The organism is Proteus cibi (assembly GCF_003144405.1).
Taxonomy (GTDB): Bacteria; Pseudomonadota; Gammaproteobacteria; order Enterobacterales; family Enterobacteriaceae; genus Proteus; species Proteus cibi.
On the sequence record NZ_PENW01000009.1, the window covers coordinates 1 to 24,298 of the forward strand.

Genomic DNA, 24,298 nt, shown 5'->3' on the forward strand with positions numbered 1-24,298 from the left:
AACGTCCAGAAGTTGCCTCTATTTCTCCTCTTGCTTTTATGTTCTGAAACTCAGCAAACCCATTTTTATTAATTATCCAGCTCGGTCTCCCATTTAAATAATTATTAGATTGAATAACATTCCCTATTTTTGCATTTGTAATAGAGCCATCTTCGATAAATAAATCTCGAATAAACAATTGCCCATTCTTGGCGTACATGAATAATTCCATCTTGCCATTTACAGGGTTATACCAAGCAAAATTATTGGCGTTGTAACCAAAGAATGATTCGAGCTTTCCATTTTTAACTTGAGCGCTAATAACCTGTCCTGCTGCATTGTATTTAGTGCCGTTGTGAACAATTGTGATATTGATGGAATGCGTGACAACACCGTCACCTGTTTGACTAAATTCAGCCTGCATTTTTTGATTAATCATGCCCTGTTGTTTGCCAAATTGCGCTTGTACCTGTTCTTCGGATTTAGCCATGGCTTTATTCGTTTCAGATATCGCTTCTTTATTTGTTGCAACATCAGCACGAATACGTCCAACTTCTTTATCTGTGTTTCCTAACTTCTGATTAGTGTTGGCTAAATCTTGGTTGGTACCATCAATGCGTTTATTTGTTGCATCATTAGTCGTTTTTAACTCGGTGCGAATTTCAGTTGATGTTTGCCCGAACGCTTTATCTAAATCAGAAATCGTTGTTTTAACTTCTTTAATTTCAGAGTTAAATGTATTTTCTGCATTATCAATTGATGAGTAGAGCTGAGTAACAGTCTGTGCCCACGCTTCGTTATCCGTTGCACGGACTTGCCATAGCTCTTTAATACCCGCTTGTGATTGACCGTGTTTCACTAACAAACTGCGTGATAGCTGAGAGTCAGCATTACCAAGAATAATTGCGGTTTCTGCATTCCAATCCAATCGCTCACTGAGTTGCTGACCGGCTTCAGATGACATAAAGTGTCCATCAAGCTCTGGCAATATCGTACCTACATCAAATTCCGACTCCCCACGAATAAACTCAGTCCATTCAGATTGATTACCCGTTTTATCCACCAACCTTGCTCTGAAATAAAATGCTACACCAGCTGCTAGACCAGCCATTTCATAAGTTCGCGATGGATAAGGTACGTCGGATAACAGCATCAGACCTTCACCATCATTGGTTTTGCTGTACTGAATTTCAGTTTTTAACGTATCACTAGTGTTTTCACCAAACCCCCAATCTAATTTAATACCAAATACTAATGGTGACGCACTAAAGTTAACCGGTTTTGGTGGGTTACCTATTTTCCCTGTTAACATTGTTTCTTGTGCATTAGCCCAAACGCTGGATATTTCAGACGCATTTATCGCACGAACTCTCACCTGATAACGACCAGCATAAATACCATCCACCTCAAAACCACAAGTTGATGATCTTGGCATTGATACCCAGTTATTGTTATCTCTCCGCCATTGAGCCTCATAGGTAATGGCGTTATCAACAGCTTCCCAGTCAACACGCAGAGTAGTAAATGAAATGCCTTGGTTGATTTGAGAATAAGAGGATATGCGGATATTTTTAGGGGGGGCTTGCACGCCCGGTGGAACAATAGTAATAGGACGCTCATCAATTCTTGCCCCTGAATCTATATGTTCATAGTTATCAGGATTATGAATTGCACCGGTGATGGTGTAGGTGTTATCGCTATTATCAGTAACATTAATAACGCGATAAAGTTGTAACGCTAAATCATCAGAATCAACTGTCCAGACTGTGTTTTTTTCCGGTGTTTGTGAATACTCAGTTGAAACTGTAATGACATTATCAGCAACCAGCGATACAGTTCTTCCTTCTGAACGTCCATTAGGTAAATTAACAATTAATCTGTCACCAACTTTGATTACAGCTTTTCTATCTAATGTGATCCTCATGCCTTCTACCTTGCTTATTCGACCTCCGTTATCCCTTCCTGCCAATGTCGAATCAGCAATAGCGATAATGTGACCAGGAGAAGGTATTGCACCTTCTAACCCTGTTGCAAAACTGATTACCCTATCATTAGAGTTTGTTAATAAAGCCCATCGACCGCGACGATTGGCTTCGCTTTGTCGAGTACATCCAATAGCTGATATTTCAGTCTTACGCACTCCATAACGACGTTGTAATTTGATATCAGCTATTGCCTCAATTGCATCATTACTGTGGTTATTAGTGTCTGTATAGGAAACTAATGCTTGTGTGTATCTATTTTGCTGGCTACCACCAGAATATGACGGTTTACCACCAACAATATTGGCATTAGTAAAGGTTCTGAAAATAGTATCTGGCATATCCGCAACGGCATTAACTTTGTTATCAGCCCAGAAAGTCATGCCTCTAAATATCGCAGCGATATCTCTCAATACAGTGTAAGCCGACTCTTGTGACTGAATGTAAACATCACAAAGAAAACGAGGCTCCTTACCATCACCACCATGACCATCAGGCACTAACTCATCACAATATTGTGCAATTTTGTACAAATCCCACTTTTCAATTTGTGAAGCTTTAATGCGATCACCACACCCATAACGGTTGTTTAGGACTAAATCATAAAATACCCACGCTGGATTATTGGTTGCTGCAAGTTTAAAAGTACCATCCCACACGCCAGAATAAGTGCGGTTAATCGGATCGTAATTAGTTGGCACCTTAATCAGTAACCCACCTTTTGGGCGAACGCTAATTTTAGGGATGCGGTTATTAAATTGACGGGCATTGAAAGTAATAAACAATAGCGCCGTATTTGGATAACGCAATTTAGCATCGATAACATCAGTAACAGCAGAAATGCTAACTTTGTCAGCAATTTGAGCTGTGTTCTGGTTCTTGGTTAATCGGCGAGCTCGGATCTGCCAGCCTGTATTTGCTTTTGGTAAGTCAATGCGGTGTGCTCGTTGATATTCACTGGTTGTTTTACCATCAAATGCAGATTTCAAGACTTCTTTGTAACCTGCACCATCTGTCGATAAATCAATGGCATATTCAATACGATACCCTGTGGTGTCGCCATTATCGTGTTGTTGAAGTAGCTGAGGAACAGAAAAGCGAATACGTTCTGCTGACAATTGAGTGTTATTAATGCTTCGCACATAGGGCTGATCGTCTTTTAATTCCAACCCTACTGATGTCTCACTATCTACTGAGGGGATACCTTGAATGTATTCTTGATGTTCACTACCTGGTCTAAATTCCCAAGTCACTCCTTCAAAGTTTTTTGTGCCATCAGCGTTGCCAATAGGCGTGTCATCAAGAAAAATGCGAGTATCATCTAAACCACCAGCAATTTCACCTTCTGAGATAGCTAATAAAATTTTAGCAGTTGATTCAGAAAGTAAGCTATCTGGTGATTCTGTAGGTGTATGTCCACCGCCACCACCACCTTTTGCACCATGAATTAATTCCATATTTCACCCATAAAAAAAGCCACATAGTGGCTATTCTGAAATTCGTTTATGTTACTGCTGATCTTCTGTATAAATCCCAGCAGAGATGATCGCTCCCCCCACCTCTCGCCTATCTAGTCCGTAAAGCAGAGGAACTGGATTTCCCTGTGCTGTTGAGTTCACGGCACCACCGAAAGCATAAGAGGGTTTGTTATCTGAGTCTTGCCTCATAGATAACCCACGAGGTTGAGGCGATAGCATTTGAACGACGCCCCCCATAGCAACACCGGCACCTACCATCAACATTAAATCACTTGCCCATAATGCAGTTCCCCAAGGAGCAAATATTGCAGCACCGATCATGGCTACACCTAGCATTGTCTGGAAGAAACCGCCTCGTTTACTGCCTTTAATAATAGGAGCGATACGAATCTCTTCTGTGGTATCAAGATGCAGTTCTTCTTCATTAATGTTCCGATTTCCTTTAAATACTGCAAACTCCATTCCTTTTAAATGTGCGTTAGCAAGGAATTGCTCAAAACCATCGTAGAGCACTGTGAGCGCTTTAATCGCCTCACGAGGTGAATCTATATCTAACCTGTGTTCCCGCCCAAACTTTGCACCAAGAACACCATATAGACGTATTGTTTTTAAGCTCATATCAACTCTTTCCTCCGCACTATTTTTACCGTCCGATCCCGCCAGTAATCACTGTAAGGAACCAGTCGGCTAAGTTGTCCATATAAGTGATGAAGTAGCATACCATTCATTATCACCCCAGCATGATTAGGAACATCAGCTTGTACTTGCATAATGACCATATCACCATCTTTTAAATCGCCAGATAGCTCAACAAAACCAGCTTTCTGGTAGTTATCCATATACAGATTTTCTCCTTCTTCCCACCAGTGCCGATCAACGCTGTAGTTATGCAGCTCAATACCATGCTCTTGCCGGTAATAATCCATAATTAACGACCAGCAATCTGCATAACCAAGTACAAAGGACCTACCTTCTAATTCACGCTCACCTCGAGGTTGAATAATCCGAACATCACCTTCTGGACACGAGACAATAACCCACGGCAATCCAGTTGCATCACACTGAAGTTTATCTATTTCACTAGGCTGAGTTGTCACACCATCACCGCAATGACTATGGACAATCGCAATTGGCTCTCCCCAATCTTCAGCAAGTGCATAATCTTCTGGCGATAATTCAAAATGTTCTGTTGGGTTATTAGAACGGTTGTGGCAAGGGAAGTATTTTTTCACTCGACTTTTTTGACAGATAACGCCACATGCTTCTTTTGGGTATTCATTTTTAACATGCTGAAATATCGCTTCAGTTAATTTCTTTGTGATCATCGCGTTAACCCCGCAGCTGGAAACCCACCAAAATCCAATGGCTCGTTTTCACCAAAGCGTTTTTTGCAATCACTAATAAGACCACCGCAACTATCCAATGCCGGATCATCAACAGGATTGCCTCGCTCATCGAAATATTTATTCCCCGAATATGAGCACCCATTACCACTGCGATAATCGCCTTTCATGCACCAATAACAAAGGTTATGAATTTGTCGAACGGGTATCATTACTCCCTGCAAATCAAACGGGCTAGATAACTCAAAATCTACCGCTTCGCCAGCCACCTCATTGGTTTTACGATCAATGTAATAAACTTGCTTAAAACACTCATCAGGGTTAGCGGTTGGATTACCATCAGGAAAATTTTTGGCATCAAGATAATGAGAGAATGTCTCGTAAATAGTAATCTTTGCTTGTACCATATCGTCAAACTGGAGACACAAGGATGAGATTAAGCCATCAATATTAGCAACCTTTAGAGATGGTCTTGCCGGGCTACCATCACTATTTTTTGCCATTCCTTCAATTTCATATGGCCATGCACCGTATTCATTGCCTTGCCACCAAATTGGTTTTGGATTGATATCACCATTAGATTGCTCTATCTCTTCTGGTGTATGAGGCAAATTGTAAGCATGGAAGCGAAGAATTGGTCCATCAAACTCACTGCCATCCACCTCAATCAATTGAACCTTATTACCTGGCTCTAATTTTTGTACATCTGCTGTGATATTCATGCGCTAAATGCCTGTTCAAACGTTGCTGTCAATTTCATTACTCCGCCAGATATGGGGATCATCGTTATTGAATCAGCCTTAATTCGATAAAGACCTTTTTCACCAAATGGAGGCGTCCAAATAAATGATTTTGCTGTGTGTCGCCGAATGAATCTAAAAATAGGCATCACCTCATCTTTCAATCCCATATAAGAGAATGGCCACGTTTGTGATTCTGGATTAATACCATCGCCAGCAACTTGTTTGTAACCATCTCCAAATTCAATTTCTTTAATGCGATGTTTGAACTCACCGCTTGGCGAATCTTGTATTTGTGTTCGCCATTTAAACTCTTCCATTGGTTACTCCAATAAAAAAGCCACCGAATTGGTGGCGATTAATTACCTTTGATTGTTCTTGATAATGCAGATGCTGGATTTCTAAGTAGGTTATTAACCCCACTCTCCACCATTTGCTGAAATTCTCGCTTCAGTGATGAAGCATTGGCTTGATTACTTGACGGTTGTTGCTGTTGTTCGCTTTCAATATTAATACCTCCTAAATTAACCTGTACGTTTCCACCACCAGCAATTTGAGGGTTGCGAGCGATAAATGCTGTTGGCTGTGTAACCGACATAGGCGCTGAACCACCAACATGACCACCTGAAGCATAACCTCGCTTTCCTGCATCCATTAGGCGATAGAGATTATCCACACCTAGTCGTTGCGTTGCTTCTTTGGTGAATACGAACTCACCTTTATGCACTACGCCAGCTGGGTCATATTTACCACCACCGCCTGTGTATCCGCCTTCAGCAAACCCTAAGAAGCTGCCAAATGTAGTACCTGCAAATCCAGCTCTCATGGCATTGAGTAACGCCATTTGAGTTATCATCTTGGTGGTCATTTCGAGGAAAGACTTTGTGAAGTCAGCTAAGTTAAATTTGCTAGTGAGAAGGAAATCGGCAACAGTGTTACTCATGCCTTGGAATGCAGACTGTGTTATTTGGGCGACATTACCATAAACATCTGTGGCTTGATCTTGGAATTCAGCAAAGCCTCGTTTAAAGCCTAACTCCCAGTTACCTCGCAGGGAATCTTCTTTGGAGTAATACTCCTCTAATGCTTTTTTCTTATCAGGTGTATCTGCTTGACTTAAAGCAATTTCTCGTTGTTTTAATCGATCAGAGCCACTTGCGCCAATTTCTAACGCATTGCCTTTAGCAACAAGGGCATCAATATATTTGGTTTGTTTATCCAACTCCCTATTTTTTATCTTCTGTAATTCAATCTGATCACCTAAGACAGCAGCCTCATGCAATGAAGCAACGATACTTTTCTCTTTAAGTAACAGTGATTGCTCGTCTCTGGTCAATGCCCTCTCTTTTCTTCTGTCTTCCAGCACGGATATTTTGGCTTCTGTTTCCCACAGTTTTTTACGTTCGTTACTGATAACGTCATAAACAGTTTTGTGATCATTGAGGACTTTTAATTGAGTTTGCAGTGAGAGAATGGTTTTCCTTGCCTCTTCTTCGGCTCTAGCACCCAAGCTTGGCTTATTTAATCTATTTTGGAAATTATCGAGAGATGCCTTCTGTCTTGCGTACCTCAACTCAAGTTGTGCCAGAGCTTCTTTTTTGCTCTTTTCAGACGTGTAAATGTCATTGAGTATCCGGTCTTTTTCTTCTTTATATCTTTGGTCTATGCTTCCGTATTTCTGAATCAAAGCCCTTTCAGCTTCAATTCTTTTCTTATTAAACTCCTCTTGTTGCTTTAATAGCGAATCATCTTGAGCCTTCTTGCTTTCAAGATAATCTTTCTCAAGCAACCCAGCTAGCCTAGCCTCAAGATCACTTTTCATCTCGCCAGTTTTAGCAAAATGAACCCCCTCAGCCCCTTTGTTTAGCTGGAAGTTAACAAGAGTCTCCTCTATTTCCCTTATCTGCTCCTTAGTAGATTTTTTACGACCAATATCCAGCATGTCATCCCATGCTTGTTTAGCCATTAGCGAAACGCCTCTCCATGCGCTCTCAAGGAAACCTAGGTTTTCCTCAATATCATTAGCTCCTGTTCTTATTGATTCTGCATAAGACTGGCTAGCTAATCGCGCTGCATCCTCTTTTCTTCCCATAACCTCAAGCTGGATAATGCGTTCATATTCTGACGCAGTAAGGAAGTGCATTTCCTTATCCAGTTCACGGACTGCATTTACAGGATCATCTCGCAAGCGTTTGAATTGACTAATTGTCTCTTCAACAGATTGCCCTATCGCCCTTTTTAACATGACTGCCGATCTTGATACCATATCGACTTCTTGCTTCATAAATCGACCAGAGCCAACAACTTTAGCGATAGCCTCTGCTGATTCGAATTGAGCAACACTTAAACTCTTATACTGGTTGGCAAGAATGCCTAAATCACCGGCACTTTTCTTAGCATAGCCCCCTGTAAGAATTAACTGTTTATTGTATTCTCGGTGTTCAGCATCTCCTTGGTGAATGGCATAACCAAAAGCTATCGTCGCCGTAGTAATTGCAGTTATACCAACAGTTGCAGGATTTAAAGCTGGCAACATACCTTTAAGGCTGTTACTAAGACCTCCTATTGAGCCACTAACACCTGTGCTCTGACTTAAAAAACTAGATAATGCATTATTCCCACCTGTTAATTGATTGATAATGCTACTTAACTGCGGTGTTATCCCTGAAAGCCCACCAGATAATTCCTTGGAACCCTTTGCATTCTCCAGTAATTTCTTGCTCTGATCATCCAATTGCTTAATGAAAGGTGCTGCTTTATCAGACACGCCTAACTGAGCTGCCTTCATTTCAAGCAGCTCTGTTTTTGTTTTACCAATGGCATCAGTTTGATTTTTAAGAGAAGCTAAGAATTTATCTGCTGCAATCTTTGCTTGATTGCTTGCTCTCTCTTGCTCCAACAGCGCCCTTCCCTCAGCGGTAAGTGACATATTAACTCGTGTTAATTTATCCCTAGTCTGCTCAAGTATCGCGTTATAATCAGCAAACTGATCCTTTGGTAATAACCCCTTCCTATTTGCCTCAACTAATTTTTGAGTAGCCTTATCAAGCGCATCAAATGCCTTATTTGTTGGGTTTATCGAATTTAATAAGTCATCAAGCTCTTTTTTTTGTTGCTTAATTGCTTCTGACGCTAGCTTTTGATGATCAATACCTCTATTAAATTGGTCATTTAAATCACGAGAAGCATCACTCACTCTTTCGGCTGTATCACCGAACTCCTTTAACTTCTGTGTACCACGCTCTAAATCTGACGTGTCAGCCTTTAATGAGATTGTTGCTATATCTGCCATTCAGTTTCCTCCAGACATAAAAAAACCACCCGTAGGTGGCTCATATTGTATTTAACGCTCAGGCGCTAGTAATTTTTATACATTGAAATAGCCGCATCGTATTTAGTTCTATCTTGGTTGTCATTATCTGCACTATTTTTTATGTAAGACTCCCACTCACTATATGCAACTATTAAGTACTCTCTTTCTTTTTTATCTTTAGTCTGGTTTTTTATTTTCTCAAATAAAGGCTGAGCTAAATCAAGAACCTTAGTTTTTTGCTTTTTAGTACAGCCAACTATGGCTGATATAGCTTCTTTCGAGTCATTATCATTCATCAAGCCTAACCGTACTGTACGCAATCTAATATTTTCTACGTACTTAAATGAAGATGCTGAATCAGCAAAAGAATTCAATTGACTAACAAAACCAATCTTCGTGTCAGTATTATAGTTTTTGTCAAGATTTGGTTCAGAGCACTCCATTAAAGAAAGCTTTGTTTCGTTACTTTTCCTGTTCTGCTCTTCTACCATTTGAGCGCAACCACTTAATAACGTTACGACGATAACACCAAGTAATAATTTCTTCATCCCGCCCTCTGAGTTATTTATATCATTTTACTTAATGGTAGCTGAGTATAGTTGCAAATTGAAGCAAACAAAAAACCTGCCAAAGCAGGTTTGATTAATATATTGAAAATTATTTCAGGTTAAGTAATTGTTTTATTTCAAATATGTCTATATCTTCCACAAAAAATCTTTTTTTATTATCTGATAAACCTTTAATCTTTGAATATTCATCAAAAGTGATATTTTTTTGATCTTTATAATATAATATCTTTTTATCATCACTTATTTCCGTGTATGATATTTTGAATAAAGTAAACATATCCATTGTAATTTTTGATTCTTTTCCTTCATTATATTTTTTAATATCATCCAACACCTTATAGTAATATGAGTTATTATCATTTCCTTTTATTATCAATAATATACCCTTATCACTATTTATTGGTTCAGTTCCACGATAATAGCTAACTGGGATGGTTACTTTTTTTGTATCTCCAATAATACTAAAAGTTACATATGTATCATAAACCACACTAATATTTTTAATTGGGTACCCATTATTCTTTATGACAACATATTCATTATCGTAATTACCGGTATCTGTATTTTGAAAAAATGTATTAGATAAGGTAATTATTGGTGTATATGCTAATTGCATTATATTTTTTTGACTTTCGCTTATTGTTATTGTCAAAATAATCGTAATGATTCCTAAAACTATAGTTCCAACAATGTTTAAGAGAGGAGCCCATTCTGAAAGTCGCTTAAATAACATAGGTTTACTTTTTACTATAGAGTTCTCTTCATTCAATACTCTGTAGATTTCTTCTTTTGCCTCTATAGGCTCATCTTTAATATGTAATTTAAATGCATCTAGCCAATCATAATCAAACTGTCTCTCATCAAAATTATTGGCTTTATTTTTTTTCTCTTCTTCTCTTTTTCTTAACAATTTCCTAATGTTATTTCTATTGACAAAATATGTTATAATTTTGTCTTTATTTTCTCTAACACTATAAAGCTCATTTGGTGCAATATCTATTTTTATATTCGGAACACTATCATCGTTTTTTATATCCACAACACCATCCTCGTTAGTTAATTTGTTATTAGTTTAGCTGTTTGTGGTGCAATTAAAAGCAAAAAGCCTCATTGAGAGGCTTCACTCTATTTTAATTATTAGAAATAAAACTCAAAAGAACGAACGCTATTTCATTACCTATCAAAAACCCTTCCGTTGGTTGATTTTAAGTATGCATATTCGCTGTACGGTAATCTAATAATGATATCGTCTTTATCAATTGCGTTTCCTAACATTCTCATTCTACACAACAGGCTTACTCCCCCAGTTTTCTGTATGCATAAGCTATCTGGACTCTCAAAAAACTTCATACCACCCTTTTTCCAGATAACAACGGTTACACCATCTGGTATCGCACCTATTGGCTGTACTGTAAATATGGTTAATTTATTATAAGCAAAAATAGATAAGGAAATAGCTAGAATGGCAAGTATTACTAGTAACTTTTTCATTACAAACTTTCTTCCTTTTTATTATAACTTCCAGTTACAAGCGGATGATATTTCTTTTGCTATCGTATCTATATTTTCCAGATCAAATTCAGCTATCACTTGAGTTTTGCCATACGGGCTATATCCAGAAATTAAACTCTTTTTACCCACTAAACTTTTAATTAATGATACAGGCTTAGGTACAAATAATGATGTACCACCTTCTCCAATCCCCCATGACTGAGTTAAGGGTTTTTCTTTATCTATTCGCAGAGTCACCTTGGAATTATAACCGCTACCAATATAGTCCCTCATTGATAAATAAGCCTCAGTCTTATCATTTTGGCAACGTAACACAAGTGATACATCTTGATCTTTTGCAGAAAGAATTGCGTAATAATCTATTTTGTCGGTTAATTTATTTTCTTCCTTACTGACCAACCAATCGCCAACCTTTTGATGGTCAGCAGCAAAAACAGAACTAGAAAGTGATAATACAGAAATAAGTAAGATTTTTTTCATTATAAATATTCCTTGCGAGTAATAAATTAATCTTATGTTATGTATTATCTTTACGTTACTAAAGGTAAATTTACTTTTTATATCTAGTTCCGTGATCCGTATCCCTAGTTGTCACTAGTAGCGTCAATATCATCCTAAAAAATATAAAAGCAAAAAGCCTCAATCAAGAGGCGCAATATGTGATCTCGAACAAGCCGTCCTTGGCTTGGGTGTTAAGCTACTTCTTTGAATTCCTTGTCATGAGTAAATAAACGCCCCTAAATAGAGTGTTATTAAAATCATCACACGCTAATGGTGGAAAGTTATTTATGTTAATATAATAACTATGAAATTGGTGCTTTAAATCATGTGTTTTATATATTCACTAAAAAAGAGGTTGCTTGATTATGACTACAGTTGTTAAAGACCTAAGCTCAATGTCTTCAAGTTTAGCGTTGAATGATGCACAAAAAACGGTATCTGATAACATGAAATTTATTTCTGGTGAAATAGATTCATTTTTTGGAAAAGGATTCGCAAAAGCAAATCCATCTTTAGTAGCTGAGCTCACCAAAGCAATATCTATTGAATTCAATACAACTATTCAGGCAAGCGTGAAGACTCAATTAAATGATTTATAAAGTATATAACATACTTTAATGGTGCACTTTATTCCTGACAATAAAAAAGCCTCTTACGAGGCTTTAGTGAAAAAGTACTACTACAAGCTAATCTGTTTTCTCTTTTTCTTTGATTGATTCTTGGAATTTTTGATATGTATTGGTGTTAAATAATGATAATGATTCTATTTGATCGAATGGTAGGACATGTCTGAAATGAAATACAGACAATGGTTCTGATGTTAACGTGATACCTTCTTTATCATAGTGCTCTGTATAATTATGCTCTACTATAAATGTCATTGTGTCCTTATCTCGGTAACCAGACATAACTGGGATAATCACAAGAGTGTTTGTATCAAGACCATCAAATCTAGCTATATCCAGCATTCCAACATATACCTTTCTTGATTTGAGTGAGATTAATAACATTAATCCATCTTCCATTTTATCAAGAGAATCAAGAAGTATTTTTTCAATAGCGCTATCTTTTGCTATTTCTCTAAAAGCATTTATACGAGTTTGCAATGCATTGTTTTCATTTCTTACTGTATATGTTTGAGATATGCTTACAAACGCAGTACACCCAAGGCATATCAGAGAGAGATAACTTATACCGAATAACCTTTCTTTAAGAAAATCTCCAGAAAAAGTGAATGGAGAGTAATTTGCGCCTAGATAGTGGGGAACGTTAAAAATAAACTGTATTACATATAGGTAAAATACAATTACAACAGTGAGAACGATCCCTAATATTAGGAAATACCCACCTTTAGCTCCAACGCAAAAGTAAGCATTCCAACCTACGGCTTTATTTAATTTATATCTGGAAGGTATGTGGGTATCAACATATATATACCCACATATTAAAACGAAGACAATTATTAATGCCCACACAGGTAATTAATCCTTTTTGTTTGGCTTTAATTTCTCTATGTTAGCAGCGAAAGCTTTTTGTACCGCTTCGCTATGAGGATTGAGCGATATAGAACCATCAGAATTTACAAAAAACTTATCTGTAGTATTAACTTCTTGTTTTTTGCTTTCTTGCTCCAAGTTGGTAATGGTTCCTTTCACTATGGTTTTAGGAGAGGTGATCGCTCTTAACATAAACTTCAATATACTAACAGTCATACGCCCTCCTTCTTAATTTATACTGACTAGATTTTTATCAATTTGATAATATCAACTTGGCGCCATACTAAAACAACATTTAGTTAACTTCAATAAAAGTTTGCGCCTCTGAGACGAATCTCACTATCTATTATAAGAGATGAATCTCTATTTAGAGGAGATTTAAACTGTATATAAACACAGTGTCACTACCCACCAAACGACTCAAATCCACCGTTCGGCTATCTTCGGACAAGGTTAGGATTGGCGCTTTCAGAAAACAACAAAGGGCACGGATGCCCTTGTTTACTTTCTCTTCCTACTCACCAGCCGGCGCTTACTACTGATTGTTTCAGCATCTTATTTGTCAGTCATGCATTAACGTCATATTATAATGGCTCACTTCAATGAGGACATTGTAATGCCATCCAAAAAATACCTACTTGTATATGAAGCATTCGACAATACAAATACATTCTTATTAAAAGGAAACGCTGCCATAGAAATAGGCATTGGAAAAGGCATTGAGGAGACATTGAATGCCTTTACTGAAGTTGCCTGCTCTGAAGCTAGAAAAATTGATAAGTATGCTAGACGAGTGGCGATAGTGAGCGTAATAGAACTTTAAATAATTTTAATACTTCATGAAAGTGCTACTGTGACCTCTTATGCATCACCTCTAACGCCTTGACTTCCATAATCCGCAGATCACTAAATACGGTCGCCCTATCTTTGATGTTGAATAAGTCCATCACTTGGTTTAACGGGTTGTAATCCAGCCCAGTGATACCATTCATACCTACACGCCACTGTGTATTCATGGCTGAAAATACTTGGTACGAATCCCAAACATCAGGCCATATTTCAACATCATCAATATCTGGCGGAAAGCCAAAAGCACGCTCGAACTCAGCCGATTCTTTTGAACTCATTCCGCCATACATTGCCTCGGCGACCGTTAAGAGTTTTTTTCGCGATTACCCAGCAGCTCATTGTAATACGTGGAAGCAATAGCGCGAGATGCCGATGGATAGTTATCTAACAGTAGATTTAAGTTTTCTTTGTTATACGGTTCTTCAATCGCCCAGTCTTCAATGATTTGCTCAAAGAACTCGGTAGTTGGCTTTTCTCGCATTTCATCAAGTTGGCTCATTGGCTGATGCTTAAAGGTGAATGTCACTACTTCCGGCTTTTCTTTGCCGGCAACGGGGATCTTAACGTTAGCTTTAAAGGTTGGATTAGGAACAAGGGTAAATTTAGGCATTATCAGTCCTTAAAAAGCCCCTGTTTCGGGGCTGTTGTGAGTGTTTATGGATTAAGCAGCGTTGGTATAAATCTGCATTTCAGATTTAAGTGAGAATCGTGCAGTCACGTTTTCAACTTCATTGATAGCGGTATTTGGCACACGCTGGAATGAAATTGAAGCGGTGTAATAGCGATCTTCTTCTGCACGCTTATTGTAGAATCGGATTGCGGTAACTTGCTTGCTATCATCCAGCTTTGACAACAGCTTACGAATAGGTAGCTTGGCATCGTGAGCAAAGGTATAAACCTGCACAACACCATTTTTATAAGTGTCGATAGTTTCAGCCTGTTCATCTTCAAGGAACTGAACCTCTTGAGTTTGTTGCTCGCCACCTTCCGTAGAAAGCGTCATTACCTGTGGCATGACTTCCCATGACAATACTTTCTTTAATGTTCCTGTACCGCCACCAGCAGGAAACACATTTTTATCACTGGTATCGACACCTTCTAAGGTGATTTTAGATTCAGCGACACTTGCAACACGGAAAGCACCCGAAGCTTTTTTCCAGCCAGATGTAACATGAACAATATCGCCTTTAGCAATGTCACCCACGTTATCAACCATTAGCACAGCTTCTTCAGCATTGGTTGCTTCTGTAATTTTAATTTCGTCATCGTATTTACTTGCGATGTAAACACGCGACCCATTAGGAATATTATAGGCCATTGTTAACCTCTATTTTTAGGTATAAAAAAACCGCAATTAAGCGGTGTTATCGGATTGCGTTACATCGATAGGATGCACGAATAGGAATGGTGTAGTTTGTTTCGTCTGGAATTGGAGGGAGTTGGTTCGGTTCTCCGTTAATGTAGATACCCTCACCTAGTGTTAATCCATTTTCCAATCTGACTTTAACGCCATCAACAATCTTTGAGAGTTTAGAGTCTCCGCTCCCTACTTTGCCAACCACATTGATTTGAATAACACCACGATAAACAGGCATGTCCTGAGATAATCCAATGTTATCTGTCTCTGCTGTCATGATGTGGAGTTGAAGATAGGGATCGTTGATATCGTCAAAAGGAAGATTGGGCCATGCAATTTTTAGGTTTAAATCCTTGCCAATGCTCGCCACCAGTTTTCTTATTTCAGTATTAATCGTTGACTGATTCATGATTTAGCTTCCGATACGGCAGAGTTGAAAAACTGGCTAAACTCTTCAGCAGTCACTGCAACCATACCACTTGGCGCTTGCTTTGAGTGACCCATTTCAAGGCGGTAGGAATAAGGAACATTGTTTGTGAAATAGATAGCGTTCATGCCTATTTTAAACTGCTCAATAACAACGTTACCTAACGCTTTCGTCATATTGCCTGACTTATCTATACGCCCAGTCTCACCTTCAGCTGGAGCATCAAACGACACCTGCCAATTACCTCTAAACCTACCACCTGTATAACCAGGAGGAGCATAAATATCCATAGAATCATTAACCCGAACACGCTTTTTTAACTGACGTCGCTTTGGCGTTAAGTTATTTGGATCTTGTTTTAGATATTCATTATGTTCAAAAACTGCTTTGTTGTAGTTCGAGGCAACTCTATTAACTTCCCATAGCTCAGGATTACCAACAGGCGACATATCAACGAGCCTAGCAAGTATTTGAATACTGGTTTTTCTTACAACCGTTTCAATATTTTCATTGGCTTTATCGATAAATAAGTTAATCGACTTCATAAACTGATCTGACATATCACGCCCTCAATTGAGTCTGATAGCAAATAACGATATCAGCAGGTTTAACAGGGTTGGGCTCGTGAACACGTAACCAAACGCCATCGACAAGCACCTTATCCCCTTTCTGAATATCTATGACTGGAGGAAGTATCATTTTGATATCCGTAGAGAGAATAAGCGTGCCGTCGATTTCGTGAGGTTTGTATTGCGTCTTTACTCCGATAGCAGAAAATAACGTTTCTGGCTCAAAGTGTTCCTCCCCAGTTTCATCATCAACCCAGTGCTTACCATCTCGCTTTACTTGATAGGAAATGCCATATTTTTTTAACATCCTTAATGCTGTGCTTTGCCCACGTTGATAAATGTTCATAGCTACCTCATTGAAAATGTATTAATGGCAAATCCATCGGAAACATCAATCAAGCCAGACAACAAACCCTTTAACCAAGAAAAGTTAGGTGCTCCAGTATTAGTCCCTTCGGCATATTGCACAGTAAGAGCGCCTTCAATTCGCTCGGAGAGAACTTCGGCACCTAATGTGGGTTGCAGGTCATTTTCTACTGATTCAATCGCTAAACGGCAATGGGCTTGAATTAATAGCCTTGGGATGTGATCGCTTGGTATGGATACACCATCACGAGATAACCCTGACCGAGGAAAAGATAAAGGCTGATTTACATCAGTTCGTTTCCCTAACCATTTCTGCGACTCAAGATAGTCCATTGCCATTATTAGTAATGCCTCTAGTCCACTATCTGCCAAAGTGATATTTCTATCCTCAGCATATTTCTTTAAATCATTAACACTGGCGTAGCTATTAAATGTTGGAGAGTTTTCATCAGGGTCAATCATGCTCACCTCAAAAAAAGAGGGGCACAAAGCCCCTTAAATTACTCGTCTGGAGAAGTTTTTTCTGTGAATGTAATGGCATTAGTATTTTGCGCAATGCCATCAACAGTGGCGGTGACAATAAATTCACCTTGAGCGTCAGAAGTTAATTTCACTGTCGCACCACCAGCCTTGCCCGTCTTAGATGAAGTAACGCTTAATTTACCACCGGTTGTAGACCAATTAACGGTAGCCCCTTCAACTGGAGAACTACCTTTAGTGTGATTAAGAGTGATCGTTACTGTATCTGTACTGTCAGCGATAGCGGACGTTTTATCCGCTGACAGGGTTACTTTCCCTCTTCAGCAGTTAGCTTAATCATGACACCAGCAGTTAATTTGTCGCTAGTGAAATGCTTCTTCCAGTTACCAGCCGTGCCTAACTGAGTTAAGTTAGGGTTCTTGCCTTTTGCTTCATCCCAGCTATAACCAAGAACGCCAACGTTAACCACACCTTCACCACGATAACCAACTTCCAAGTTCTCCTTATCATTGATTTCATACGAGCGGAAAGTTGGCTCTTGAGATTCAGTGATAGTTACCGCACCGGGCACTAAACCAAAGATAGCATCTACTGGCGCTGTATCGGTTACCAGCACAGGTTTACCTAACGTGCCCGGCTGACCACCATAGATAACCACGCCTGCCTCTTCATACACTTTGTTGTCAATTGCCTGATCAACAATATCGAAGTAAGTTGTGGAGTGCATGACGAACAGATTTACACGGTTAAATTTATCACCGTATTTGCGTAACCCCTTAGTAAGTGTTTTCTTGCCATCAGTTGCAATGTCAGCAGTCACCACCATTTCTTTGTTATTACCAATCGCAGCACCTAAAGCTGCTAAGGAGTATTTAATGTAACCCTCTAGTGAAGCATCTGCCGCATCCGTACCAACTAGCTCAGAGAACTCAGATACATCACGACCTCGGCGTTTAAATGCCTCCTCAGTTGTTGCATATGGACCGTATTTCCACGGTGCTTTTACATCAATTGATTCACCAGCTCCGATTTTTTTGCTTTCAACCGTGTCAGTTGAGTCAACATTACGGTGTTCAATAGAACCGCCAATTTGATAAAAGGCTTTTTTACGGAAGTCACCCTCAATAAACAGGTTATCCAGCACAATGGCACCATTAGATGCCTGATTAAATACTGCTAAATTATCTTGACGGCGTTCTAAAAACGCAGTTTGCGCCAAGTCGTTATAAATTACTAAATCGCTATTAGTTGTCGTAGCCATTACTTATATTTCCTTACTCTTTTGGAAGTTTTAAATATGCGTCACGCCCGTATCGGCGAATATAATCAGCCTTATCACTTGCTGACATTTGAGAGCGTTTCAGGTGTGCACCACCTTGTTTGTGTTTCCCTGCATCTGTTCCTGAGGCCGTGGGGAATAAGTGTGGAGCACTTTCTTTTAGGGATTCAATCCACTCAATAGGTGATAATGGGGTACGACCATCTTTACCCATAATTGGATTACCATCTTCATCAACGGCTACGGCCTGACCTTCATCGTTGATCTGAAAAATGCCTTTGGCACGTAAAATTAAATCCTCTTGAGCGCTGGTTAATGCGCCAGCTTTCCCTGCTGCGGAACGAATTTCATCACCCAATACACGAGCACGGAATTTATTTGCAAACGCCTCTGCTTTTTCGACTTTGGTGTTCGCTTCTTTCAATTGCTTATCAACATCACCACGCAAACGCTCTGTGCGCTTATTAATGACCTCATCAATCTTGCCATCCGCAATGAGTTTGGCTTCTTCGTCATTCTCAAAACGTTTAAGCATTCCCTTCACAGTGTCAGGATCAATGCCTTCAAAACGTTTTAAGTTATCGCCTTGCTCTTTGAGCTTACCTAATAACTCATCACGTTTGGCTTTTAGCCCTGACACTTGATCATTAACCGCTTTGTCAATAATGGCTTGAATTTCAGGTGTGATTTCCGGTGCTCCACCACCTCCGCCTTGCGAACCATCATCAGCCTGTGAATAGTATTTGCGTTCGATATTCATAAATAACATGTGATTCCCCTTGGGATTGAATGCGCCTAGCGCGTTGTAATAGCTCAGCCCTAAGCTGAAATTTAGGTAATAAAAAACCCGCTCAATGGCGGGTTTCAGATGATTAATTAGTTAAGCACCAGGCTTTAAACTTTTTAGGGTATTTTAATAACCAAAACTTCTCATTTAAACCTGATAAAATGGAGTCTCTCCTTAAAGTTTCTCTAGATAATTCAATGATCTTACGTGATGTTTTTTCTATGATATCTAGCTGTTTATCGTAAAATTCAAAAACATCGTTATCATCATAATCATTATGAATATATTCGTATTTTAATTTATCTATATCATCAATATACTTAACAAGTAAGTCACCAAGTGTACTCCCTGCCAAAAATCTTACTTTTCCTTGGACATCTACCAATGCCTGACTTGATTCTTTAAATTTAGATAGCACTTCTGTACTAGGAATTATTTGTTCATAATGATCGTCATCTGGATTTAGTTTTTGTTCTATTTCGTTTTGAAAATACTCAGTACATACTTTAATAGTATAGATATGGTCTACTAAATCTGAAAAAACGTTGAATTGCTTATCCCACCACTTTTCTCTATAAAATTTATGCAAGCCTAAAAATATTGCTATCGCCCCAGATAACACACCCAAAATAAAACTCATTTTATTTCCTTAAAAAATCAATAATTGATTTATCTAATTCTATCAATTGTTCTAAAGAAATAAACTCACCTTTATCTGTGTAAAATTCAGATGGATGCATGCCGCCTTCTTTCATTAGTCTGAATCGTGTTTCTCCAAATACCTGTCGTTGACGCCATTCAGGCTGTCGCTGTATCCAATCAAGAAACTTAGTTTCTGCTGGTACTTGTCCGTCCATTGAGGCACGAGTTCCTGCGTCCATCTCATCTAAATCGATGCCTAATTCACGCCATGATTTGGTAACCAGCGTTTCTGTTGATCTGCAATTGAAGTGAATTTTTCCGGGGCCTTGTAGGTAAGGAACTTTGTGTCCAATAGGCTTACCTTCCAGCGTGTATTTCAACCTATCTCGAATAATGCAATCGTGAGATGTTTTATTATCGAGGGTAGATAACCATTGCTTACAATCAAGAATATCTTTATTAGCATCAGCGAACTGATCTCTTGCTGTTGCTTGTAAATGGTTAATGGCTGTTTTAGCTATTGTCGTCGCATTAGCTCGACTTAGTTGCAATGCACCGTCTTTATAGCCTTGGTTTGCATGTCCTCTGATTTTACGTCCAATTTCTACTGCACTATCACCATTCAAATAACCATTACGAACAGCGTTATTTATGCGTGTCATGCGATCTGACTCTAACCCATCAGCCCATTCAGAAAGTAATTTCCCTTGGAAAGGTCGAGACATTACTGAGGAAAATAGCATTTCTTCTGTAATACTCATTAGTGGATATTTGCGTAGAACAACATCCGGTAGTAGAGCATCAAACAGTGATGGGTAGTAGCCAGCCTCATATAATGCATGCGCTCTCATTTCTTCTGTTAGCAATGAAAAGGCACTATCAACTGCACGCTTATTAATACTTCTGACACTTGAGAGCAACGACTCCAATCGCCTTGCAGTGAAACTATTGACATCAATGTAGGCATCATCTAAAGACACTATAAGTGAAGCAGTTAATTCAGCATCAAACTCATTAAGTGCCTTTATCATACGCCTCGCCACCCCCATAGAATAACGACCAGAAAACAGGGAGTGAGCAATCAATTCATCCATCAACCGCTCATTCACTGATCTCATGTCTCACCTACCATTGTCGGCTCTTGATTATTAAGCTCATCCACCACCACATCGACATCATCAGCAGGGTTGATAACATCATATTTCTGCAAGCTTCTCACTAAGTCAGATTTACGCGTTGCGCCAGATTGCCATGCTGCAACAATTTCGCGGATCATCGAACTATCGGCAATATGATTAACGAGGTCTTTGTTAATTTCAAAGGAAGTATCTTTCGTGTCTAAACCAAGGTATTCAGCACACCACATTAGCGCTTTACTGAATGCATCGGAAACGTTAGAGCAACAGATACTCAGGATAGAGGTTTGTGCGTTCTGTTCACCGACAGACTGAATAACCGTTTTAACCTTACTATCAGCAGAAAATAATTGAGCACCAAGCGCTACCATGTAATCACGCTTACTGTCCATTGCTTCTTTGGCTAGCATGTTAGGTTGAGCTTGCGCGTAACCAAAGAACCCTTCTTTCGGCAACATAATTGGCGAGCGAGAACCAACCATAACGCCTTTCTTTTCTAAATAATCACGCCATTCCGTTTCAAGCCCACCTAGGTAGGGTTGTATTTGTCCACAGAAGAACACTGAGTCTTCATAATCAGCGGAGTTTCGATAATGCCCCAAATTGATTTTTGCTAGTCCTAACAATGGCGCTTCATCAATAGTGTGATCGTTATTCTGAGCACCTATAAACGTAAACGGGATTTCATTCCACGCACCGTTACCTGCTCGCTCTGGAATGTATTCAGAGTCAATCTCAAAAACGCTACTTCCACTGGGTTTGCGATAAACACGGCAGATAAATTTACCTTCTTCTATCGCTAACACTCTATATTGAAGGGCGTCTTTAAATCCAAAACCGTCCTCTTCTTCAACTGTCTCTCGCAATACCACCAGCGTTAACATGGTGCGACCATTTATGCGGTCAGTGCGCCAGTTAATGATATCTTCAGCGCGATATTGAAATATGTATGGGAGTTTCGAATCACTGTTGTAATCAACATATAGTCCGTGCCGCCCTACTTCTAATACTGATTCAAGTGAAGACTGAGCGAGCTGATAAATACTCGAACCTGCCCCATCAGCATCATCTTTTAAACACGATAGCTTTTCGACAACCGCAACTAAGGGATCTTTTTTAAATGCCATCCCTATCATGCCGTTTCGAGTATTCCCTGTTATTGGATAGAACACCGCTCGGTCTTGATAGTCTTTATTGCGTTTCTTTTTGCGTTTGCCATCTTGTTCTTCAAGCTCTGGAAGATAATTTTTTATATCATCACCACCTCGACAAACAGAGCGCACTAACTCCCACTGAGGAGTAGCCGTTTTATACTCCGGTCGAGTAAAATCTACATTTGTTGTACTCATCAGAAGGTTGTTCCTAGGTTAATTTCGAATGCTGGGCGGATAGGCTTATGTAACACACGATAGCGAGTAGCGTCCCAATCATGATCCTCTTGCTCAGTATCCACATCATCAGGGTTTTTAGAGTCTCTAACTAAAACAGGTACACGGCTAATCCACCCTCGGCAATAATCAAATACATAGAAAGCGGGTTTTTCTGGTATGCCTGACTCTGTTTTTTTACCCTCAATCACCGCCTCAAGCATGTCAGCGAAAAGTGAGGCGCCGTTGATACGGGAACCGGGATTCTTGTTTGCTTTCATCCAGACAACACCCTGAGCTTCCATTTTTTGAGCGATAGAGTCTTCATCATCACTTGGTGTATAAATAGAGTTATCAGCTGGCCCTTTAATTACCTTTTTACAAATACCCGGCATGATGTTTAATTGCCCTTGAGTCTTTCCGTCCTTCCTAATTTCACTAGGGATAACGGAATCAACTCCGATTAAGCGTTCATCAATCCACTTTATTCCTTTAGCAACATTGGTTGATGACATATTTAACCCTTTATTCAGCTCATCAGGAAGACAGCCGTACCATTCACCTATCAAAATTAAGGAACCAGCAGGAGGGCAGAATTTCCTCCCATCAGGTAATGTAGCTTCGGTACCATCTGATTGAGCCCACCACAGGTTAGAAAATGGTTTTGACTCCCCCCAGTCATGTGAGCGGTCAACAATCCAACTGTCGGGGATCTGAAACGGTTTAATAACGTGATGCGTTACATTCCAAAGGTGGTCAAAACGCCCGCCACTCGTCACATCCCAAGAACCCTCTACCCACGCTTTGCGACGATTTGGGTCTTTGATGCCCATCAATGTTGCAATGTACTGAGGATCTAAATAAGGGTTTTCCTTAAATGAGCCATGGATAGCAACGCGGGTTAATGTAATTTCTTCGTCACGTTCAGTCTGCGGGTTAAATACTTTTTGTGTTTCACGGATAACTGTTCCTCGTGGCTTTGGTTCGATAAAACGCTTTTTCACCCACGTATGACCAATACCAAATGGATTCGTAGTACTGAATGTTTCTAAAGGGATAGGTTTTAACAGAGAACCATTTTCAAGTGGATAGTCTTCGGGAAGGAATGATGAACGACGGCAAGAGAACATTGCCTCATAAAAATCGGCTGATTTTTGCTTGGTTAATTCGTTAAAGCCAATAAATGGGAACTCTTGACCATGGTAATCCCAATAATCATCTGCTTCTTTACCAAACCGGAATAATAGCTCTTCACCTGTCGGCCACACCCAGCGTAACTCGGAAGCGGAAGCAAGAAAGCGAGCACCATCTTTAAATAGGCGATACATACGCTTGGATTGCGTAATGATGTCTGCTAGGTTTTTATATTCCGTATCAAATATAACGCCTCGCCAGAATGAACCATAACCAACGCCGACATTGCGCCTAAAACGGGCTAATTGAGCAGCTGTTTTACCGGGACCACGTGTACCTTCATACAGTATTTCATTACACGGACAACTTAGTGATAAAGACTGAGATCCGGGCAAAGGTTTCCATACTACGTTGTAATTCATCCACCTAGTACCTCACCTTGTTGCTGTTGTGCAGCCTTTTCCCAATCATCCACGTTAGTGCAAGATGGAACTGGCATAATGTTGTGTGTAGCTTCAACTTTTTGCTCAATTTGCTCTTTAAATGCTTGCACTTTGACGTGCTTACCTAGTAGTTCAAGGTTCTTAACTTTGTCAGGCCATTTGATTTTCTTGAGAATGGTTTCTTCAGTGCTTTCATTGTAATCACGAATTGTCGTGGATATATCAAATCCAGATAATGTTGTACGCCATGTTTTAGGCCATTCACTAACTGGCTTAAGCTTCCCATCCTCTCGAAGAATGTCTAATACATCCATTTGGTCTATTTCAACTAAACGCTTGAGCACATAATCAGCGTCTACTTCAACACGCTCATTCCTATTTGATTTAAGTTCTTGAATTCTATTTTGGATGTTAACATTTACTAACAATCGGCTTGATTGTGCGTTAGCAGTTTTCTCGCTGTACCCCGCACGAATAGCCGCTTGTGTAGCGTTTAAATCGATGAGGTACTCGCGACAAAACATTTCCTGTTTATCGTTGAGTGCCATT

General features: G+C 39.4%; 29 protein-coding genes. 2 read left to right on the forward strand and 27 right to left on the reverse strand.

Features of this window, described 5'->3' with window-relative positions:
* The 10 genes from gpJ to DK865_RS03865 form a co-directional block, all read right to left on the reverse strand.
* The coding region (gpJ, locus tag DK865_RS03820) for a TipJ family phage tail tip protein (protein WP_109391238.1) at nt 1-3,418 on the reverse strand (3,418 nt) is incomplete at its 3' end.
* Between the two features lie 51 nt (nt 3,419-3,469).
* Nucleotides 3,470-4,057, reverse strand: coding sequence for a tail assembly protein (locus DK865_RS03825; RefSeq protein WP_109391239.1), 588 nt, complete (start codon nt 4,055-4,057; stop codon nt 3,470-3,472).
* Nucleotides 4,054-4,764 carry a C40 family peptidase gene (locus tag DK865_RS03830; protein ID WP_109391240.1) on the reverse strand — a complete coding sequence of 237 codons (711 nt, stop codon included), beginning with the start codon at nt 4,762-4,764 and terminating at the stop codon, nt 4,054-4,056. The genes DK865_RS03825 and DK865_RS03830 overlap by 4 nt, the downstream gene beginning before the upstream one ends.
* Nucleotides 4,761-5,504, reverse strand: a complete 744-nt coding sequence (locus tag DK865_RS03835; RefSeq protein WP_109391241.1) for a phage minor tail protein L — start codon at nt 5,502-5,504, stop codon at nt 4,761-4,763. The genes DK865_RS03830 and DK865_RS03835 overlap by 4 nt, the downstream gene beginning before the upstream one ends.
* Nucleotides 5,501-5,842, reverse strand: coding sequence for a phage tail protein (locus DK865_RS03840; RefSeq protein ID WP_109391242.1), 342 nt, complete (start codon nt 5,840-5,842; stop codon nt 5,501-5,503). The genes DK865_RS03835 and DK865_RS03840 overlap by 4 nt, the downstream gene beginning before the upstream one ends.
* 38 nt (nt 5,843-5,880) lie before the next feature.
* Nucleotides 5,881-8,814 carry a phage tail tape measure protein gene (locus DK865_RS03845; protein WP_109391243.1) on the reverse strand — a complete coding sequence of 978 codons (2,934 nt, stop codon included), beginning with the start codon at nt 8,812-8,814 and terminating at the stop codon, nt 5,881-5,883.
* A gap of 65 nt (nt 8,815-8,879) precedes the next feature.
* The gene (locus DK865_RS03850) at nt 8,880-9,383 is read right to left on the reverse strand and encodes a hypothetical protein (protein WP_109391244.1); all 504 of its coding nucleotides are present in this window, start codon (nt 9,381-9,383) and stop codon (nt 8,880-8,882) included.
* Between the two features lie 109 nt (nt 9,384-9,492).
* Complete coding sequence (locus DK865_RS03855) at nt 9,493-10,443, reverse strand: hypothetical protein (protein ID WP_109391245.1); 951 nt, start codon at nt 10,441-10,443, stop codon at nt 9,493-9,495.
* Nucleotides 10,444-10,577: 134 nt separating this feature from the next.
* Entirely contained in the window at nt 10,578-10,895 is a 318-nt protein-coding gene (locus tag DK865_RS03860) for a hypothetical protein (protein WP_109391246.1), read from the reverse strand.
* A 21-nt stretch (nt 10,896-10,916) separates the two neighbouring features.
* On the reverse strand, nt 10,917-11,396 hold the full coding sequence (locus DK865_RS03865) for a type VI secretion system-associated protein TagO (RefSeq protein WP_109391247.1): 480 nt from the start codon (nt 11,394-11,396) through the stop codon (nt 10,917-10,919).
* Nucleotides 11,397-11,782: 386 nt separating this feature from the next.
* Between DK865_RS03865 and DK865_RS03870 the strand changes: the two genes are divergently transcribed.
* The gene (locus tag DK865_RS03870; RefSeq protein ID WP_109391248.1) at nt 11,783-12,016 is read left to right on the forward strand and encodes a hypothetical protein; all 234 of its coding nucleotides are present in this window, start codon (nt 11,783-11,785) and stop codon (nt 12,014-12,016) included.
* 87 nt (nt 12,017-12,103) lie between these two features.
* Here the strand turns inward: DK865_RS03870 and DK865_RS03875 are convergent, their stop codons facing one another.
* Together DK865_RS03875 and DK865_RS03880 are read right to left on the reverse strand one after the other, a co-directional pair.
* On the reverse strand, nt 12,104-12,892 hold the full coding sequence (locus tag DK865_RS03875) for a hypothetical protein (RefSeq protein WP_109391249.1): 789 nt from the start codon (nt 12,890-12,892) through the stop codon (nt 12,104-12,106).
* 6 nt (nt 12,893-12,898) lie between these two features.
* Nucleotides 12,899-13,129, reverse strand: a complete 231-nt coding sequence (locus DK865_RS03880) for a hypothetical protein (protein WP_109391250.1) — start codon at nt 13,127-13,129, stop codon at nt 12,899-12,901.
* A gap of 400 nt (nt 13,130-13,529) precedes the next feature.
* Here DK865_RS03880 and DK865_RS03885 point away from each other — a divergent pair, with 400 nt between their 5' ends.
* Nucleotides 13,530-13,736: a hypothetical protein gene (locus DK865_RS03885; RefSeq protein WP_109391251.1), complete on the forward strand. Its 207-nt coding sequence runs from the start codon at nt 13,530-13,532 to the stop codon at nt 13,734-13,736.
* 25 nt (nt 13,737-13,761) lie between these two features.
* Here the strand turns inward: DK865_RS03885 and DK865_RS03890 are convergent, their stop codons facing one another.
* The 15 genes from DK865_RS03890 to DK865_RS03960 form a co-directional block, all read right to left on the reverse strand.
* A complete protein-coding gene (locus DK865_RS03890; RefSeq protein WP_109391252.1) occupies nt 13,762-14,040 on the reverse strand; it encodes a DUF1799 domain-containing protein in 279 nt (92 codons plus the stop codon).
* 26 nt (nt 14,041-14,066) lie between these two features.
* Nucleotides 14,067-14,372 (reverse strand): phage tail assembly chaperone, encoded by a 306-nt coding sequence (locus DK865_RS03895; protein ID WP_109391253.1) that lies wholly within the window; start codon nt 14,370-14,372, stop codon nt 14,067-14,069.
* Between the two features lie 51 nt (nt 14,373-14,423).
* The gene (locus tag DK865_RS03900) at nt 14,424-15,080 is read right to left on the reverse strand and encodes a phage tail protein (protein ID WP_109391254.1); all 657 of its coding nucleotides are present in this window, start codon (nt 15,078-15,080) and stop codon (nt 14,424-14,426) included.
* A 46-nt stretch (nt 15,081-15,126) separates the two neighbouring features.
* Complete coding sequence (locus tag DK865_RS03905) at nt 15,127-15,528, reverse strand: phage tail terminator-like protein (protein WP_109391255.1); 402 nt, start codon at nt 15,526-15,528, stop codon at nt 15,127-15,129.
* Entirely contained in the window at nt 15,525-16,106 is a 582-nt protein-coding gene (locus tag DK865_RS03910; RefSeq protein ID WP_109391256.1) for a hypothetical protein, read from the reverse strand. The genes DK865_RS03905 and DK865_RS03910 overlap by 4 nt, the downstream gene beginning before the upstream one ends.
* Before the next feature lies 1 nt (nt 16,107).
* Nucleotides 16,108-16,461: a hypothetical protein gene (locus tag DK865_RS03915; protein WP_109391257.1), complete on the reverse strand. Its 354-nt coding sequence runs from the start codon at nt 16,459-16,461 to the stop codon at nt 16,108-16,110.
* Between the two features lie 2 nt (nt 16,462-16,463).
* Nucleotides 16,464-16,943, reverse strand: a complete 480-nt coding sequence (locus DK865_RS03920) for a DnaT-like ssDNA-binding protein (RefSeq protein WP_109391258.1) — start codon at nt 16,941-16,943, stop codon at nt 16,464-16,466.
* Between the two features lie 38 nt (nt 16,944-16,981).
* Nucleotides 16,982-17,266: an Ig-like domain-containing protein gene (locus tag DK865_RS03925; protein WP_109391259.1), complete on the reverse strand. Its 285-nt coding sequence runs from the start codon at nt 17,264-17,266 to the stop codon at nt 16,982-16,984.
* 2 nt (nt 17,267-17,268) lie between these two features.
* Nucleotides 17,269-18,222: a major capsid protein gene (locus DK865_RS03930; protein ID WP_109391260.1), complete on the reverse strand. Its 954-nt coding sequence runs from the start codon at nt 18,220-18,222 to the stop codon at nt 17,269-17,271.
* Between the two features lie 13 nt (nt 18,223-18,235).
* The gene (locus DK865_RS03935) at nt 18,236-19,009 is read right to left on the reverse strand and encodes a hypothetical protein (RefSeq protein ID WP_109391261.1); all 774 of its coding nucleotides are present in this window, start codon (nt 19,007-19,009) and stop codon (nt 18,236-18,238) included.
* Nucleotides 19,010-19,112: 103 nt separating this feature from the next.
* Nucleotides 19,113-19,667, reverse strand: a complete 555-nt coding sequence (locus DK865_RS03940) for a hypothetical protein (RefSeq protein WP_109391262.1) — start codon at nt 19,665-19,667, stop codon at nt 19,113-19,115.
* Nucleotide 19,668: 1 nt separating this feature from the next.
* Nucleotides 19,669-20,787 (reverse strand): phage minor head protein, encoded by a 1,119-nt coding sequence (locus tag DK865_RS03945; protein WP_109391263.1) that lies wholly within the window; start codon nt 20,785-20,787, stop codon nt 19,669-19,671.
* A complete protein-coding gene (locus DK865_RS03950) occupies nt 20,784-22,154 on the reverse strand; it encodes a DUF4055 domain-containing protein (RefSeq protein WP_109391264.1) in 1,371 nt (456 codons plus the stop codon). Before DK865_RS03950 ends, DK865_RS03945 begins: the two co-directional genes overlap by 4 nt.
* On the reverse strand, nt 22,154-23,728 hold the full coding sequence (locus DK865_RS03955) for a terminase (protein ID WP_109391265.1): 1,575 nt from the start codon (nt 23,726-23,728) through the stop codon (nt 22,154-22,156). Before DK865_RS03955 ends, DK865_RS03950 begins: the two co-directional genes overlap by 1 nt.
* Nucleotides 23,725-24,297 carry a terminase small subunit gene (locus DK865_RS03960; protein WP_109391266.1) on the reverse strand — a complete coding sequence of 191 codons (573 nt, stop codon included), beginning with the start codon at nt 24,295-24,297 and terminating at the stop codon, nt 23,725-23,727. Before DK865_RS03960 ends, DK865_RS03955 begins: the two co-directional genes overlap by 4 nt.
* Between the last annotated feature and the right edge of the window lies 1 nt (nt 24,298).

Excerpts from the sequence above, each read along its gene's own strand:
- DK865_RS03885 (WP_109391251.1), top strand. The coding sequence starts at position 13,530 with ATGCCATCCAAAAAATACCTACTTGTATATGAAGCATTCGACAATACA.
- DK865_RS03900 (WP_109391254.1), bottom strand. The coding sequence starts at position 15,080 with ATGGCCTATAATATTCCTAATGGGTCGCGTGTTTACATCGCAAGTAAA.
- DK865_RS03920 (WP_109391258.1), bottom strand. The coding sequence starts at position 16,943 with ATGATTGACCCTGATGAAAACTCTCCAACATTTAATAGCTACGCCAGT.
- DK865_RS03860 (WP_109391246.1), bottom strand. The coding sequence starts at position 10,895 with ATGAAAAAGTTACTAGTAATACTTGCCATTCTAGCTATTTCCTTATCT.
- DK865_RS03890 (WP_109391252.1), bottom strand. The coding sequence starts at position 14,040 with ATGAGTTCAAAAGAATCGGCTGAGTTCGAGCGTGCTTTTGGCTTTCCG.
- DK865_RS03945 (WP_109391263.1), bottom strand. The coding sequence starts at position 20,787 with ATGAGATCAGTGAATGAGCGGTTGATGGATGAATTGATTGCTCACTCC.
- DK865_RS03910 (WP_109391256.1), bottom strand. The coding sequence starts at position 16,106 with ATGTCAGATCAGTTTATGAAGTCGATTAACTTATTTATCGATAAAGCC.
- DK865_RS03870 (WP_109391248.1), top strand. The coding sequence starts at position 11,783 with ATGACTACAGTTGTTAAAGACCTAAGCTCAATGTCTTCAAGTTTAGCG.
- DK865_RS03880 (WP_109391250.1), bottom strand. The coding sequence starts at position 13,129 with ATGACTGTTAGTATATTGAAGTTTATGTTAAGAGCGATCACCTCTCCT.
- DK865_RS03905 (WP_109391255.1), bottom strand. The coding sequence starts at position 15,528 with ATGAATCAGTCAACGATTAATACTGAAATAAGAAAACTGGTGGCGAGC.
- DK865_RS03950 (WP_109391264.1), bottom strand. The coding sequence starts at position 22,154 with ATGAGTACAACAAATGTAGATTTTACTCGACCGGAGTATAAAACGGCT.
- DK865_RS03835 (WP_109391241.1), bottom strand. The coding sequence starts at position 5,504 with ATGAATATCACAGCAGATGTACAAAAATTAGAGCCAGGTAATAAGGTT.
- DK865_RS03830 (WP_109391240.1), bottom strand. The coding sequence starts at position 4,764 with ATGATCACAAAGAAATTAACTGAAGCGATATTTCAGCATGTTAAAAAT.
- DK865_RS03845 (WP_109391243.1), bottom strand. The coding sequence starts at position 8,814 with ATGGCAGATATAGCAACAATCTCATTAAAGGCTGACACGTCAGATTTA.
- DK865_RS03960 (WP_109391266.1), bottom strand. The coding sequence starts at position 24,297 with ATGGCACTCAACGATAAACAGGAAATGTTTTGTCGCGAGTACCTCATC.
- DK865_RS03915 (WP_109391257.1), bottom strand. The coding sequence starts at position 16,461 with ATGAACATTTATCAACGTGGGCAAAGCACAGCATTAAGGATGTTAAAA.
- DK865_RS03895 (WP_109391253.1), bottom strand. The coding sequence starts at position 14,372 with ATGCCTAAATTTACCCTTGTTCCTAATCCAACCTTTAAAGCTAACGTT.
- DK865_RS03940 (WP_109391262.1), bottom strand. The coding sequence starts at position 19,667 with ATGAGTTTTATTTTGGGTGTGTTATCTGGGGCGATAGCAATATTTTTA.
- DK865_RS03930 (WP_109391260.1), bottom strand. The coding sequence starts at position 18,222 with ATGGCTACGACAACTAATAGCGATTTAGTAATTTATAACGACTTGGCG.
- DK865_RS03935 (WP_109391261.1), bottom strand. The coding sequence starts at position 19,009 with ATGTTATTTATGAATATCGAACGCAAATACTATTCACAGGCTGATGAT.
- DK865_RS03825 (WP_109391239.1), bottom strand. The coding sequence starts at position 4,057 with ATGAGCTTAAAAACAATACGTCTATATGGTGTTCTTGGTGCAAAGTTT.
- DK865_RS03955 (WP_109391265.1), bottom strand. The coding sequence starts at position 23,728 with ATGAATTACAACGTAGTATGGAAACCTTTGCCCGGATCTCAGTCTTTA.
- DK865_RS03865 (WP_109391247.1), bottom strand. The coding sequence starts at position 11,396 with ATGAAAAAAATCTTACTTATTTCTGTATTATCACTTTCTAGTTCTGTT.
- DK865_RS03850 (WP_109391244.1), bottom strand. The coding sequence starts at position 9,383 with ATGAAGAAATTATTACTTGGTGTTATCGTCGTAACGTTATTAAGTGGT.
- DK865_RS03840 (WP_109391242.1), bottom strand. The coding sequence starts at position 5,842 with ATGGAAGAGTTTAAATGGCGAACACAAATACAAGATTCGCCAAGCGGT.